The organism is Mesorhizobium sp. B2-3-14 (genome assembly GCF_006442175.1).
In the GTDB taxonomy this organism is placed as follows: Bacteria; Pseudomonadota; Alphaproteobacteria; order Rhizobiales; family Rhizobiaceae; genus Mesorhizobium; species Mesorhizobium australicum.
This window is the reverse complement of the sequence record NZ_VFVP01000005.1, coordinates 1-14,854: the sequence shown is the minus strand read 5'-3', so window position 1 is coordinate 14,854 and position 14,854 is coordinate 1. Positions and strand designations below refer to the sequence as shown.

General features: G+C 62.8%; 12 protein-coding genes. 4 read left to right on the top strand and 8 right to left on the bottom strand.

Annotated elements, in window-relative coordinates; genetic code table 11:
* Window positions 1-142: 142 nt before the first annotated feature.
* Window positions 143-1,276, top strand: a complete 1,134-nt coding sequence (locus FJ950_RS14525) for a site-specific DNA-methyltransferase (RefSeq protein ID WP_140617276.1) — start codon at window positions 143-145, stop codon at window positions 1,274-1,276.
* Between the two features lie 64 nt (window positions 1,277-1,340).
* Here the strand turns inward: FJ950_RS14525 and FJ950_RS14520 are convergent, their stop codons facing one another.
* Both FJ950_RS14520 and mutY read right to left on the bottom strand, forming a co-directional pair.
* Window positions 1,341-1,952, bottom strand: coding sequence for an HAD family phosphatase (locus tag FJ950_RS14520; protein WP_140617275.1), 612 nt, complete (start codon window positions 1,950-1,952; stop codon window positions 1,341-1,343).
* Complete coding sequence (gene mutY, locus FJ950_RS14515) at window positions 1,945-3,084, bottom strand: A/G-specific adenine glycosylase (protein WP_140617274.1); 1,140 nt, start codon at window positions 3,082-3,084, stop codon at window positions 1,945-1,947. The genes FJ950_RS14520 and mutY overlap by 8 nt, the downstream gene beginning before the upstream one ends.
* A gap of 53 nt (window positions 3,085-3,137) precedes the next feature.
* Between mutY and FJ950_RS14510 the strand changes: the two genes are divergently transcribed.
* From FJ950_RS14510 to smc, 3 genes are all read left to right on the top strand, one after another.
* A complete protein-coding gene (locus FJ950_RS14510; RefSeq protein WP_140617273.1) occupies window positions 3,138-3,638 on the top strand; it encodes a DUF721 domain-containing protein in 501 nt (166 codons plus the stop codon).
* Window positions 3,639-3,905: 267 nt separating this feature from the next.
* Window positions 3,906-4,649 (top strand): DsbA family protein, encoded by a 744-nt coding sequence (locus tag FJ950_RS14505; protein WP_140617272.1) that lies wholly within the window; start codon window positions 3,906-3,908, stop codon window positions 4,647-4,649.
* Between the two features lie 123 nt (window positions 4,650-4,772).
* The gene (gene smc / locus FJ950_RS14500; protein ID WP_140617271.1) at window positions 4,773-8,231 is read left to right on the top strand and encodes a chromosome segregation protein SMC; all 3,459 of its coding nucleotides are present in this window, start codon (window positions 4,773-4,775) and stop codon (window positions 8,229-8,231) included.
* A 212-nt stretch (window positions 8,232-8,443) separates the two neighbouring features.
* Here smc and FJ950_RS14495 read toward each other — a convergent pair whose 3' ends face one another.
* The 6 genes from FJ950_RS14495 to FJ950_RS30085 all read right to left on the bottom strand — a co-directional run.
* Entirely contained in the window at window positions 8,444-8,812 is a 369-nt protein-coding gene (locus FJ950_RS14495) for a VanZ family protein (protein ID WP_140617270.1), read from the bottom strand.
* 224 nt (window positions 8,813-9,036) lie between these two features.
* Window positions 9,037-9,816 carry a GGDEF domain-containing protein gene (locus tag FJ950_RS14490; RefSeq protein WP_246673831.1) on the bottom strand — a complete coding sequence of 260 codons (780 nt, stop codon included), beginning with the start codon at window positions 9,814-9,816 and terminating at the stop codon, window positions 9,037-9,039.
* A gap of 121 nt (window positions 9,817-9,937) precedes the next feature.
* Window positions 9,938-10,597, bottom strand: a complete 660-nt coding sequence (locus FJ950_RS14485; protein WP_246673829.1) for a thermonuclease family protein — start codon at window positions 10,595-10,597, stop codon at window positions 9,938-9,940.
* A 49-nt stretch (window positions 10,598-10,646) separates the two neighbouring features.
* Window positions 10,647-11,849: an ABC transporter substrate-binding protein gene (locus FJ950_RS14480; protein ID WP_140617269.1), complete on the bottom strand. Its 1,203-nt coding sequence runs from the start codon at window positions 11,847-11,849 to the stop codon at window positions 10,647-10,649.
* Between the two features lie 27 nt (window positions 11,850-11,876).
* Complete coding sequence (locus FJ950_RS14475) at window positions 11,877-12,245, bottom strand: hypothetical protein (RefSeq protein ID WP_015318761.1); 369 nt, start codon at window positions 12,243-12,245, stop codon at window positions 11,877-11,879.
* 72 nt (window positions 12,246-12,317) lie between these two features.
* The coding region (locus FJ950_RS30085; protein WP_210242356.1) for a DUF5801 repeats-in-toxin domain-containing protein at window positions 12,318-14,854 on the bottom strand (2,537 nt) is incomplete at its 5' end.

The following is a 14,854-nucleotide window of genomic DNA, read 5'->3' as shown; positions in this document are numbered from 1 at the left end:
TCAGGGCTCAAGCGGCGCGGCATACACCAATGGACACGGCTTCGCAAACTCCTCCACGGCATCGATAAAGCTTCACCGAATATTTACGCTGATCGGTAACCATAACGGGCAGTAAACAGTAACGCGTGCCTTGGGTGTAAAAATGTCAGCCGTGCGTCTTCTCGACGAGCTCTCCCACGCTCCCCAGCAATCCGAATGGCTGGACACGATCCTGAAAGGCGACTGCGTCGCGGCGCTCGACCGCCTGCCGGAAAAGTCGATCGACGTCATCTTTGCCGATCCGCCCTACAATCTGCAGCTCGACGGCGACCTGCACCGTCCCGACCAGTCCAAGGTCGATGCGGTCGACGACGACTGGGACCAGTTCGAGAGCTTCGAAGCCTATGACGCTTTCACCCGCGCCTGGCTGCTGGCGGCACGCCGCGTGCTGAAGCCCAACGGCACCATCTGGGTCATTGGCTCCTATCACAACATCTTCCGCGTCGGGGCCAAGATGCAGGATCTCGGCTTCTGGATTCTCAACGACGTGGTCTGGCGCAAGACCAATCCGATGCCGAATTTTCGCGGCCGCCGCTTCCAGAACGCGCATGAGACGATGATCTGGGCTTCGCGTGACCAGAAGGGCAAGGGCTATACCTTCAACTACGAAGCGCTGAAGGCGTCGAACGACGATATCCAGATGCGCTCCGACTGGCTGTTCCCGATCTGCACCGGCGGCGAGCGCCTGAAGAATGAGAATGGCGACAAGCTGCATCCGACTCAAAAGCCCGAGGCGCTGCTTGCCCGTATCATGATGGCCTCGACCAAGCCGGGTGACGTCGTGCTCGACCCGTTCTTCGGCTCCGGTACGACAGGCGCGGTTGCCAAGCGCCTCGGCCGTCACTTCGTCGGCATCGAGCGCGAGCAGGCCTATATCGACGCCGCCAATGAGCGCATCGACGCGGTGCGGCCACTCGACGAGGCGGATCTCACCGTGCTCACCGGCAAGCGCGCGGAGCCGCGCGTCGCCTTCGTCAGCCTGATCGACACCGGGCTGATGACGCCCGGCGCCACGCTCTATGACGCCAAGAAGCGCTGGGCCGCCAAGGTTCGCGCCGATGGGACCGTCGCGATCGGCGACAGCGCCGGCTCGATCCACAAGATCGGCGCCGAGGTGCAGGGATTGGACGCCTGCAACGGCTGGACCTTCTGGCATTATGAGCGCAGCGGCGGGCTTACCCCCATCGACGAACTGCGCCGCATCGCCCGGCTTGGCATGGAACGGGCAGGGGGCTGAGCTCTGCCGCCTGCCTCATATTTATTGATTCAAATGCTCAACGGATCGTCGCAAGCGATGGAGATCACGTCCTGATCCCCAATCGCTCAAGGTCTGCTTTAAGCGTGCTGGCATCGGTGAACAGCACCGCTTGCCAGCCGGCGGCCTTGGCGCCGTCGACATTTTTCTGGCTGTCGTCGATGAACAGCGTCGCCGATGGCTCGAGGCCGAACGCGGCCACGTGATGGTCGTAGATGCCACGATCCGGTTTGATCTTGCCAATCTCGCCTGAGATGGTGACGCCGCGCGGACGATCGAGGAAATCGAAGCGTTCGCGCGCTTCGGCCAGCGTGTCGGAAGCAAAGTTGGTCAGCATCGTCACATCGTGGCCGCTATCGATCAGGCCGAGCATGATGGTGACACTGTCGTCATAGGCATGCGGCACCATCTCGTGCCAGTGGCGACGGAAATTGCGGATGTTTTCGGCGTGCTCGGGGTGCTCCGCGATCAGCAGCGCTTCGGCCTCTTCCCACGTCCGGCCGCGATCCTGCTCTATGTTCCAGTCATGCGTGCAGATATTGTCGAAGAACCACTTTCTCTCTTCGTCGTCGGGAATGAGGCGGCTGAAGGGAATGTTCGGATCGTAATGGATCAGCACCTTGCCGATGTCGAAAACGATGTGGCGGATTTCAGTCATGGGGCCTCTTTGCACTCAATGGCGACGGTTTTTTCGTCGCGCCGGGTATCGCAGCCTCGATTGCCTTTTTCATGACGGTGGGCAGCGCCTCGCCTGAAATCTCATGGGCGGGCGACCAGAAATACCCTGCCAGGGCATCACCTTTGATGTGGGCACGAAAGACTTCGAGTTCGAGCGCGAAATGGGTGAACACATGCGCGATTGTCCCGGCGCGCCGCCAGTCGCCGGTAAAGGGCGCTGCCGCCTCTGTGGTGGCTCCGTCCACCCGCGCCGTCCAGGCGGTGGTCGGCACTTCCGTCATGCCGCCGAGCAGCCCTTTCTCAGGCCGCTTGCGCAAAAGAATGGCACCGTCGTCGCGCATGGCAACGAAAGCAGCCCCCCGCCGCAGCGGCTTGTCGGCCTTCGGCAGGCGCACCGGGAAATTTTCGGGATCTCCTGAAACAACGGCGCTGCAGTCCTCGCGCAGCGGGCACAGCATGCAGCGCGGCCGGCGCGGAGTGCATATCGTGGCGCCGAGATCCATCATCGCCTGGGCAAAGTCGCCGGGCCTTGTCGCCGGCATCATGCGCTCGACATGGACCCGTATCTCGGCCTTGGCTTCGCTGAGCGGCGTCGTGATCGAAAACAGCCGTGAGATGACGCGTTCGACATTGCCGTCGACGACGGCGGCGTGGCGGTCGAAGGCGATGGCCGTTATTGCCGCCGATGTATAGGCGCCGATCCCCGGCAATTCTCGAAGTCCGATCTCGGTGTCCGGAAACCGGCCGCCGCGCGCCGCCACCAGATCCGCGCAGGCCTTGAGGTTGCGGGCGCGGGAGTAGTAACCGAGCCCCGCCCAGGCTTTCATCACATCCTCCGTCGGCGCCGCGGCCAGCGCTTCGACATCGGGCCATTTCTCGACAAAGGCGAGGAAATACGATTTCACCGCTTCGACGGTGGTCTGCTGCAGCATCACCTCCGACAGCCAGATACGGTAGGGATCGGGCCGCACACCGCGTGCATGCTCGCGCGGCGTCACGCGCCACGGCAATTCGCGATGATGCGCGTCATACCAGGCGAGCAGGCGCGACGCCGTATCATCCGAGATGGCCTTGCTGGTCTGGGCCTTGCGGGTCTGGTCTGCTGGTGCCATTGATCTTGCGTTGGCCTGGCCGGTATCTGCTGGGTCGTGGCTGGAGAACGCACATGGCAGGGAAAAGGCGCTTCGGCAATCCCGTTCCGGTGAGCGATCTCGCCACCGACATCCTCGACCCGGTGCTGCGCAAGCGGGCAGGCATCTCGATCGGTCTGGTCCAGTCGTGGGAAGAGATTGCCGGACCGCGCCTGGCCATCCACTCGCGGCCCGAAAAGATCCAGTGGCCGCGCCGCCTGCACGAGGATGATCCGTTCGAGCCGGCCGTACTGGTCATCGCCTGCGAAGGCATGGCCGCGCTTCATCTGCAGCACGAGACCGGCGAGATCATCAACCGGGTGAACGCCTTCCTGGGTTTCAGGGCGATAGGCCGCATCAGGATCGTGCAGAAGCCGATAAGCTCGGGAAGAGCCCGGCCCAAATCCACCCTCAGGGCGTTGAGCGCGGCCGAAAAGGCGAAATTGTCCGATACTGTCGGGCTTATAGAGGATGACGGGCTGCGCGCCTCGCTGGAACGGCTGGGGGCGACCATTCTGGGCGCAAGGAAAGCCTAGACGGCTGCAATGACCCCAGGGACTATCCCGAGGCCGTCTGGCCAAGGGCGAAGTGGAACGGTTACAGTTGCCCCGGTCGGCCCAAACGGAGACGATCCCCTTGGTTCTGATTGGAAACGTCATAGGTTTGTCGTTAATCTCGCGCATTCGTGATCGCCCTTGTCAGGTTTCACGATTGGATTGGGGACAGGGATGCCTTAATTCGCGCCAACTCTCGCCTTTTCGTGCCTTTGCATTGCAAAATCCAACCCTTATCAGGTGATTCGTATGAGCCGTCCCCCGTTTGGCCAAAGCTTCTCTCGCAGAAACGTCCTGACATCGCTGGCCGCCATCCCGGCGGTGGCCCTGCTCGCCGCCTGCAGTGATTCCGGCGAAGAGGCGAAGGCCGCGGATGTCAAACCCGCGAATCCGGCAACGCCCGCAAAGCCGGCCACGCCCGCCGCGGTCCAGGTACCGGAAGCGCAGGGCACCGTCGACATGACCGAACTGATGAAGCCGGGCGCGCTGCCCGACAAGCAGCTCGGCAAGGATGACGCCAAGGTCACCATCGTCGAATACGCCTCGATGACCTGCCCGCACTGCGCGCATTTCGCCGAGACCACCTTTCCGGATTTGAAGACCAAGTACATCGATACCGGCAAGGCGCGCTACATCCTGCGCGAATTCCCATTCGATCCGAGCGCCGAAGCCGGTTTCATGCTGGCGCGTTGCGCCAAGGATAACTATTTCCCGATGGTCGACGTGCTGTTCAGGCAACAGGCGAACTGGGTCGGCGTGTCGAACACCAAGGAAGCGCTGCTGCAAATTTCCAAGCTTGCCGGTTTTACACAGGAGTCCTTCGAGGCCTGCTTGACGGACCAGAAACTTCTGGACGATGTGAGATCGGTCCAGAAGCGTGGCGCCAATGAATTCAAGGTCGACTCGACGCCGACCTTCTTCATCAACGGTAAGACCTACAAAGGGGCGATGTCGATTGAGGAAATGTCGGCCATCATCGACCCTCTGCTCTGACATCGGCTCAGTGCTGAAGCGGCAGCGCTCCGGCGCTGCTTGCCTCTCTATCCGTTCGCGCGCTCTGCGTCCTATCGCAAAACCTCGGTACACTCTTCCCGAACCGGTGTATGAGGCGCGCGAATGAAGTTTTCGCGCCTCCGCCTCCTTGGTTTCAAGTCCTTCGTCGAACCCGGCGAGTTCGTCATCGAACGCGGCCTGACCGGCATTGTCGGGCCGAACGGCTGCGGCAAGTCGAACCTGGTCGAGGCGCTGCGCTGGGTGATGGGCGAAAGCTCCTACAAGAACATGCGCGCGTCCGGCATGGACGACGTCATCTTTTCCGGCTCGGGAACCCGCCCCGCCCGCAACACCGCCGAAGTCACGCTTTTCCTGGACAACAGCGACCGCTCGGCTCCATCCGCCTTCAACGATGCCGACGAACTACAGGTGTCGCGCCGCATCGAGCGCGAGGCCGGCTCGCTCTACCGCATCAACGGCAAGGAAGCGCGCGCCAAGGACGTGCAGCTTCTGTTCGCCGACCAGTCGACCGGCGCGCGCTCGCCCTCGATGGTCGGGCAAGGCCGTATCGGCGAACTGATCCAGGCCAAGCCGCAGGCCCGTCGCGCCCTGCTCGAAGAAGCGGCCGGCATTTCCGGCCTGCACACCCGTCGCCACGAGGCGGAATTGCGGCTTAAGGCGGCCGAGCAGAACCTCGAACGCCTGGACGATGTCGTGGGCGAGCTGGAAAGCCAGATCGAAAGCCTCAAGCGCCAGGCGCGCCAGGCTTCCCGCTTCAAGAACCTGTCGGCCGACATCCGCAAGGCCGAAGCAACGCTCTTGCACCTGCGCTGGACGCTGGCCAAGACACAGGAAGGCGAGGCGCGTTCGGCGCTGGCCACGGCCACGGCGCTCGTCGGCGACCGCGCCGCCACGCAGATGAACGCGGCCAAGGAGCAAGGCATCTCCGCCCATCGCCTGCCTGACCTGCGCGACGCGGAAGCCGCGGCTGCCGCGGCTTTCCAGCGCCTGTCGATCGCCAGGTCGCAGATCGAGGAAGAAGCTGGCCGTATCCGCAACCGGCAGGCCGAACTCGAACGCCGGCTGCAGCAGCTCGACGGCGACATTGCCCGCGAAGAGCGGATGGTGCGCGACAATGCCGACGTTCTCGAGCGCCTGCGTGCGGAAGAGGCCGCGCTGAACTCCGAAAACGCCGGCGCCGCCGAGCGCGAGGCCACCACCCGCGCTGTATTCGAACAGGCCGCCTCGACGCTTGCGCAAAGCGAAGCCAAACTTGCCGCGCTGACCGCCGAGCGTGCCGAGGCCGCCGCCTCGCGCCATCAGATCGAACGGACTTTGCGCGAAACCGCGGAGCGACGCGACCGCTTCGCCCGCCAACTCGCCGACGTTGACCGCGAATTGTCGGACATCCTCTCCAAGGTCGCCGGCTTGCCGAATCCGGCCGAGAAGCAGGTACTGGTCGAGCAGGCGATGGCGTTGCTGGAGGAGTCCGAGGCAGCGGTGGAGCAGGCTGAACAGTCGGTCATCGACGGCCGTGGCGCTGAAAGCGCTGCCCGCCCGCCGCTTCAGGACGCCAAGGCCGAGCTCGCGCGGATCGAGACCGAAGCGCGCACGCTGGCCAAGATCCTGAACGCGGCCAGCGGCGATCTCTTCCCTTCGGTGCTGGAGCAGATCAGCGTCGAGCGCGGCTTCGAGACGGCACTGGGGGCCGCCCTTGGCGAAGACCTCGACGTGCCGCTCGACCGCAGTGCACCGGCGCATTGGGGCGAAAGCGAAATCCAGCCCGGCGATGCCGCGCTTCCGGAAGGGATCAAGAGCCTTGCCAGCGTGGTTCGCGCGCCGGCGCAACTAGCCCGACGTCTTGCGCAGATCGGCATCGTCGAGGCCGCTGACGGCCGCCGGTTGCAGGGGCTTCTGGCTCCAGGCCAGCGCCTGGTCAGCCGCCAGGGTGCGCTGTGGCGTTGGGACGGCCTGACCGCCAGCGCCGATGCACCGACCGCCGCGGCACAAAGGCTGGCACAAAAGAACCGGCTTGCCGAACTCGATGCCGAAGCGGTGCAGGCGACGCTTGTGCTGCGCCAGGCCGAGGAAGCGCTAGCGCAGGCCGAGCAGGCGCTCCGCCAGGCAAGCGAAGCCGAACGTAACACGCGTCAGGCGGGACGTGAGGCCCAGCACCGGCTGGACGCCGCCCGCAATGCGCTGGCCGAGGCCGAAAAGGCCGGCGGTGAACTATCGAGCCGGCGTGCCGCGCTGGACGAGGCGCGCGCCCGCATCTTCGACAGCCATGAGGAGACGTCAGCGGCTTTCGTCGAGGCCGAGATGCTGCTGCAGGATGCGCCCGACCTCGGCGACCTGCAATTGCAGCTCGAACAGTCCTCGGCCAATGTCTCGCGCGACCGCGCCGCGCTTGCAGACGCGCGCGCCGTCCACGAGGGCTTGCGGCGAGAAGCCGAGGCACGCACACGCCGGCTTGACGCCATCGGTGCCGAACGCAGCAACTGGCTGGTGCGCGCCGAAAACGCCTCGACGCAGATCGCATCGCTCGCCGAACGCAAGGCAGAGGCCGAGGCCGAGCGCGAACGGCTGGCCGATGCGCCCGACGAGATCGACGCCAAGCGGCGTGCGCTGCTGTCGCAACTCACCGAGGCCGAAAGCTTGCGCAAGGCGGCCGCCGACCGGTTGCAGGAGGCGGAGAACAGGCAGGCCGAACTGGACAAGGCAGCCACATCAGCCATCCAGTCGCTGGCCGAAGCGCGCGAAACCCGCGCCCGCGCCGAAGAACGGCTGACGGCGGCCGACGAACGCCGGCTGGAGGTCGAGGCGCGCATCCAGGAAACGTTGAACACGCCGCCGCATCTGGTCATCCGCCACACCGGCCTGGAAGCCGACGATCCGATGCCCGAAATGCCCGAGATCGAACGCCAGTTGGATCGGCTAAAGGTCGAGCGCGAACGGCTCGGCGCCGTCAATCTGCGTGCCGAGGAAGAGCAGAGGGAGCTTTCCGAGCGCCTGGAGGCGATCGTTTCCGAGCGCGAGGACATTATCGAAGCGATCCGCAAGCTCAGGCAAGCGATCCAGAGCCTCAATCGTGAAGGCCGCGAACGGCTGCTGGCCGCCTTCGATGTCGTCAACAGCCACTTTCAGCGACTGTTCTCGCATCTGTTCGGTGGCGGCACGGCGGAATTGCAGTTGATCGAATCCGAGGATCCGCTGGAGGCGGGCCTGGAGATTCTTGCCCGACCGCCCGGCAAGAAGCCGCAGACCATGACGCTGCTGTCGGGCGGCGAGCAGGCGCTGACGGCGATGTCGCTGATCTTCGCTGTCTTCCTGACCAACCCGGCACCGATCTGCGTGCTCGACGAAGTCGATGCGCCGCTCGACGATCACAATGTCGAGCGCTTCTGCAATCTCATGGACGAGATGGCCAAGACCACCGAGACGCGTTTCGTCATCATCACCCACAATCCCATCACCATGGCCCGCATGGACCGGCTGTTCGGCGTGACCATGGCCGAGCAGGGCGTCAGCCAGCTTGTCTCTGTTGATTTGCAGGCGGCAGAGGCGATGCGCGAGGCGAGTTGACGCGTCCGACCGCCACCGCGAGGTGGAGCGTCCGGCAGCCATCGGCGGACCGCTTAGGTTTTCTGATCGTGTCCGTGAGACCGGTGTTTGGCCGAGGCCCAGAGGAAATAGAGCGGGCCCATTTTCAGCACAGGCACACGACGATCCCGCTCGCGATCGCGCAGTTCGCGGTAGACCTTCACCTTCAGCGGCAACTTGCTGATTTGGCTATCTCAATGCACGCGTCGCGAAATCCAGTTCGCGCAGATTGCCGCCAGAAGTCCGCAAGCCATGCCGACGCAATCGGCGATCCAGTCGAACACGTCGAGATCACGCTCTATCAGCGACGTGCCCTGGAGGATTTCGATCGCGGCTCCAACCAGGGCGAGGAAGATGATCAGCCTCGTCTTGCGGCCCGGCCAGCCCAGACTTCCCAGAAACGCCAGGATCGCGAAGGCGCTCGCATGGTTGGCCTTGTCGTAGTGGAAGCCGATATCGATGCCGAATTCGTCGAGGCGAGATATCGGCAGCAACGCGAGCACCAAGACCGCAATGAGCGTGGCGATAAAGGCAATCCGCTCGGCGGCTGAGTAAAATTTCATTCTGTTCCGTCGATACACCAGCCATCGAGGTCGGGTCCGGAGATCTTGGTCAGGTGGCATGCCGGTGTAAGCGGCAGGCTGGCGTCCATGGCCACGATTGCATAAGCCGGCTTCGAAAAGCAACGAGCCCGTCTCGCGATCACGAGGGGATCCCAAGGCGTGCCCGCCCATTTGCCGGGCAGGGCACGCCTTCCGCCTATTGGCGATAGAATGGTGCCGGCTCGTCAGATTGAAGCGCGTTGAATACGCGACAGTCCAAAACCGCTTTTGCCCGACAAGCTCTCTTCGGCAGGCCGGAACATGTCCTCGAAGTCCAGGTCCTGCTCGAAAACCACGCCCCCGACGGACACGGCCAGGATCTCCTCGGCTCCCTGAGGGGCGAAATAGACCTGCGAGACAGTGGCACGGATACGCTCGCCAACCGTCCTGGCTTCGGCCTCGCTCGTTCCGGGAAGGAATACACCGAACATGGAGGCACCTATGCGGCCGACGATGTCTTGCGAGCGCACGCAAGACCGGATGGTTGAAGCGATCAGGCGCAAGGCCTCGTCGCCCCAGTTCAGGCCGAAGCGCAAGTTGATGGCGTTCAGGTGTTCAGGATGAATGACCAGGAACGCGCCCGATCGCTCGCCTTGTGGGGAAGACCTGATCGCCCGTCTCTCGATCAGCGACGAGAAGACCCTCCCGTTCAGGCAACCGGTCAGCGTATCGAAGGTCGCGGCCCGGTTGAGTTCCCGCCGATAGCGACGGATCTCGGCCAGTTTCAGGCCTATGAACACAAACAGCGGCAAGCAGATCACCACAGGCAAAAGTGTTGCCGTGATCATGCCGCGCCCGAAAGGCGTCAGCGTCTCGCTGAACAACAGCAGATAGTTCAGGACGAGGGACACGCACAGGCTGCCGACGGTTCCAAGAAATGCCAGCCAGGCAATGGTCTTCCATTCATGATGGGCCGGGACATCAGCTGCTGCATTGCTCATCGTCGATCTCCGTTCGATCGCCAAGCATAAGACCGGCAAGTTACGATTTCGGTTTCGAAGAACAATACAATTTGACACGTCGGGTTAGATCGCCAAGCTTCTGAACGGAGGATGCTGCCCTTTGTGGCGAATCCGGTGCTGTCGCCTATGGCGGGCCAAAGATTCCCATCTCCGCCGCCCTGGCTGTTGCTTCGGCCTTGCCATAGATGCCGCTCGGCAAGGCCAGCGCCCAGCCATTCGATACCAGCCAGGCACCGACATCCTGTTTGCCCAGCCTGCATGTCACCGCGACAGGGAAGCGGTCGACCACCGGAGGCACGAAGCAGTTCAGCGCTCGCCCGCGCATCCAGTTGTTGAAAGCCGCGTAGGCTCGCTGTCCGCATGGCCACGCGCTCTCGTGAAACAGGCAGACCCTGTCGGTCTGGACGCCCTGGGTTCCACTGATGAACAGTTTCCGCCCCATGGAGTCGAAACCAGCCGACGACGTGGCCACTGGATCGTAAAGCAATGTTTCCCGCCAATCCCTGGGCATCGATGACTTGGGGCGTGATGCGAGGCCGAGGTCGCCAAGCGGCAAACGAGGTTCCACCCGCTCCATCTCCGATCCCTCGATCTGCGGCGGTGCGATGAGATCCTCGGCAATCTTGCGGGCTGAGTTGACGATCGATCGAGCCGGATGTCGCGCGACGTCATCGCCGACGTCAGGTGCTGGGTCGGTGAGGCTTCGTTCGACGGGGAACAGGGTCGCTGCCTTGACCAGCAGCAGGATGCCGATGAGAAGCTCGAGGCCTGCGAGCGCGATCATGATGCGAACGCGCCCCCGATCTCCCATCGGGCCGCCCGCGCCCAATTCGCTAGAAGCTGGACGTCGATTTGGCAACCAGTTTGAGCGCACCTTTTTCTATCCGGTAAAACGGCATCGAGCGTTCGCTGGATCCATCCGCGCGGAACCTGAACAAGCCGGTCGATCCGCGAAAGCCATTCGGGTTCTCGAAAACCTGCCTACTGAAACCGTTGGGTCCGGCAGCGCTTGCGATGCCCACGGTCAGCGCGACCATATCATAGGCATAAGCGACATTGACGTCGGCCTGGTAATTGAAGCTTGCCTTGAAACGATCCGAAATGGGGCCTGTTTCATGTTGGTCGAGCGTGGCGATATAGGCGCCTTCGAAAAGCGGACTGGTCGGGTGCTCCAGCCAGCGGTTCGTGCCAACCACGGAGGTTGATTTTCCAGGGATGCCTTTTGCCTTCAGGGCGATCAGGATTGGCGATGGATTGCTGTCGCCGCTGGCGACGATCACGGCGTCGGGGGCGTCAACCAGCGAGCCCATGTCCGCGACCGCCTTTGCCGCGCTGTCGGCGCTCGTGTAGGGGATGGTGATCGCAAGTGCGGCGCCGTACACGCTGAGGCTGTTGGCGACGTGTTTTTCGGCAATATCGGCACCCGCGCCCGCTGGCACCAGCAGGACGAATTTCTTGCCGCCCTTGGCCGCGATTGCGCCGGCGCCCGCCGCGGCGCTGTCCGCCTCGCCAAGGCATACCGCATAGACGCCCGGGCCGCCGGCAAAATTGTCCGCGAGAGCCAGAACCACCGGCCGGTTCGAGCCCGACAGTTTCGCGACATGCTGCGCTGCCGGCAGTTCGGTCGGACCGATGACCACTTTCGCTCCCGAAGTTATGGCCTTTACCGCCAGTTGCTGGGAGTAAGCCGCGTCTCCCCTTGTGTCCTCGACGGTAAGCGTCAGCAGGGGATTACCGAGGTCCGTCATGGCGAGCTTGGCGGCGTCGAGCATCTTTTTGCCGTTTTCGCCCGCTGATCCGGAAGCGGACAGCGGCAGCAGCATGGCGACTTTCGTGGGTCCCGTGCCGAGGGACTGCGTCGCCTGGCTTGCGTTTGCCACAGCAACAACAGCAGCCGGCTGATTGGCGACCTGGATGGCAGCGGGGTCGAGCGCGTCCGACACCGAGCCTTTGGATTGGCAGCCGAGCAGCGATAGCGCCAGCGCGCAAGCGACCACCCATGTCCGCAGGCGGTGAACCTGCCGGTCAGATTCCATTTTCTGCCAGCGCTTTCGCTCTTGCGGTCAGTTCATGTACTCGACCATGCGGTCGTGAAAACACTCGCATTTATTGAGCGTGTCTTCGTCCTTGTAGTTGGTCTTCAGGTAGCCGTAAGCCATGCCGCAGGCGACCTTGGCTTCCGATGCCCAGACGAAGACCGGCCGGGATGAATGGATCCATTCCGGGCTGTTGGCGACGGCAACCGACTCATCCATCAGCTTGACGACCTGTTTCGTGAGGTCGACCGTGTTGTCGGTCAGCACGAGGTTGGAAGTGCCGACGGTGCGGCAATAATCGGCCACGGGTCCCTCGATGATGTCGGCGGCAAAGCCGGTCGATCCTGCCAACAGCAGCGCCGTGGCCGAAATCAGTAATTTTGAACAACGCTTCATTTAAGTCCCTCTCCAAACTGCGGTATTATGTTTCGCTAATATGTAGCATGAGAGAACGGCCGCGCATAAGTGCTAAATCGTGGCCGTGTGCTGTGTGTGAGCCGTGTCGTCGTAAATCAGACTGATGGTGCCGGCGACAGGTGCGTTCTGCAAGACGGCGACGTCGACGAAATTGGCGCCACCGGTTGTACCATTGGCGTCGACGCTGAGCGTGTGTGATGCCGAGTCGTATTTCACGAAGTCCCCGATATTTGCCCCTGGACCTGTTTCAAACAGGGATGACAGGTCGATCTTGTCGCCTTGTGCACCACTGTAGTCGGCGATGAGGTCCTTGATGTCCAACCCGTCGAGCTTGAATGTGTCGGCGCCCGTGCCGCCGGTCATGGTGTCCTGGCCGGCGCCGCCGATGAGAAGGTCGTTGCCGGCGTTGCCGTTGATCGTATCGTTGCCGGCGCCGCCATAGAGCACGTTGTTGCCGCTGTCGCCATTCAGCGTGTCGTTGAAGTCCGACCCGATGATATGAGGCGCCGCCAGCGTCGAAGTATACAAATGGGAGTCACCGGCCAGATCTGACGAGTGATTCTGGATGGTTTGTCCCGTCGGGCTCAAAGTGATACCGATGGTGCCCGCAGCTGTGTCGTTATCGCCATCGACAACACTAACGGGAAGATCGAAGCTCACCGGACTGTTTGTCGAAGCTGCCGCGCCAAAATCTCCGAGTTTGAACGTGTCACCCGACTCGTAACCAATCTCGAGACTGTTATACCCATTGGCCGTGTAGGTGGCTATTGAGGTGTTCTGCAGAATTGATCCGACCACGGCCTCGTATTGAGTTCCAGGAGCGGCACCGTCGACGAAATGCACTGTAAATACGTGACCGCCAACCGTGACGTTCGTCGTTGTGGTGCTGATCTCGGCGAACGTCACCAGCTTGGTCTCGCCGTTGTAGCTCAATGCGACCGCGGTAACAGAATCCTGGAGGCCGTCGCCAACCTTTACGTTCCCATCCGGATCGTCGAAGGCGGCGAAGCGAGCCGCGGACTGAGATGAGATACCGGTGAACTTCGCCGACGCGCCGTTCGTAGTATAATGTCCTTCGAAGAGATGGGTCGAGGGCGACGAGTAGCTGCCGTTCGGAGGGTTGCCGGTCAAATCTACGACGAAGTCAAGGCGCATTTTCTCACCTGACCCAACCGAATTGCCACCGCTGACGCCGCCCTCATTGGCGTTAGTGTTCAAAGTTCCAGAGCTGACTCCGCTTTCTATGGGCGTAAGCAGCAGATCCTTGCTGTCGTCATTGGCCGCCGTATTGAAGCCTGCCCAAGCCCCGTTGCCGCCAACGAAATCATAGCCACCTCCGTTGAAATCCACTGTGGTTATGCTGTCCACAGTTCCGTTCATCTCGACGGAGTAGGAAGCGGTCGCCGGGTTGAGCGTAATGACAAACACGGATGTGGCGCCGGCCAGACCCGTGAGCGTGTGGCCGTCGGCTGAGACGTCGTACACGATCGAAACGCCGTTTGAGGTCAGTCCGCTTGCCGTGCCTTCGAGCGACGTCGGGAAGATGACTGTTCCGCCATCAGCGCCGTAGTTGTTGGTAAGTATCCCGTCGATATCGAGGTCGAACGAGACGGCCGCTCCTGCTCCGTTTGCCACAACTGCGGAGGCCGGAGATATTGCCGTCGGCAAGGCATCGTCGAAGCCGAGATTGCCGCCCAGGTCGGCGCTCACCGTCGAGGTCGCCTGGTCGTTGTCGCCATCCGTCACCGTCGCCGTCGCCGACAGCGTCACCAGGCCATTGGCAAGGTCGATGTGGGCGTTGTTGTTGGTGGTGTCGAGGCTCTCGGGCAGGTGGTCGATCTGCTGATACTGCGTCAGCGTCACCGTGCCGGCCGCATTGACGGAGATCATGAAGACATCGCCATGCGTGGCCGTCGTGCCGACGATGTCGTTGCCCACCTTGGACAGCGTGATTGCCTCACCCTGGCTGGTCAGGCCCGAATTCTCGCCGGAAGCTGTCACCGACAGCGTGTAGCCGCTGATCACCGTCGAACCGGCGCCGTCCGCGCCATAGCTCGGCGTCACCGCCCCAAGGAAGGCGGCCGCGAAGCTTGCGCTCGCCGTGTCGGTATTGTTGCCGATCGTATCGGCGTCCTGCGTCACAACCTTGATCGCATCGCCGATCGCCGCAACCGACAGCGTCGGCAAGGCATCGTCGAAGCCGAGATTGCCGCCCAGGTCGGCGCTCACCGTCGAGGTCGCCTGGTCGTTGTCGCCATCCGTCACCGTCGCCGTCGCCGACAGCGTCACCAGGCCATTGGCAAGGTCGATGTGGGCGTTGTTGTTGGTGGTGTCGAGGCTCTCGGGCAGGTGGTCGATCTGCTGATACTGCGTCAGCGTCACCGTGCCGGCCGCATTGACGGAGATCATGAAGACATCGCCATGCGTGGCCGTCGTGCCGACGATGTCGTTGCCCACCTTGGACAGCGTGATTGCCTCACCCTGGCTGGTCAGGCCCGAATTCTCGCCGGAAGCTGTCACCGACAGCGTGTAGCCGCTGATCACCGTCGAACCGGCGCCGTCCGCGCCATAGCTCGGCGTCACCGCCC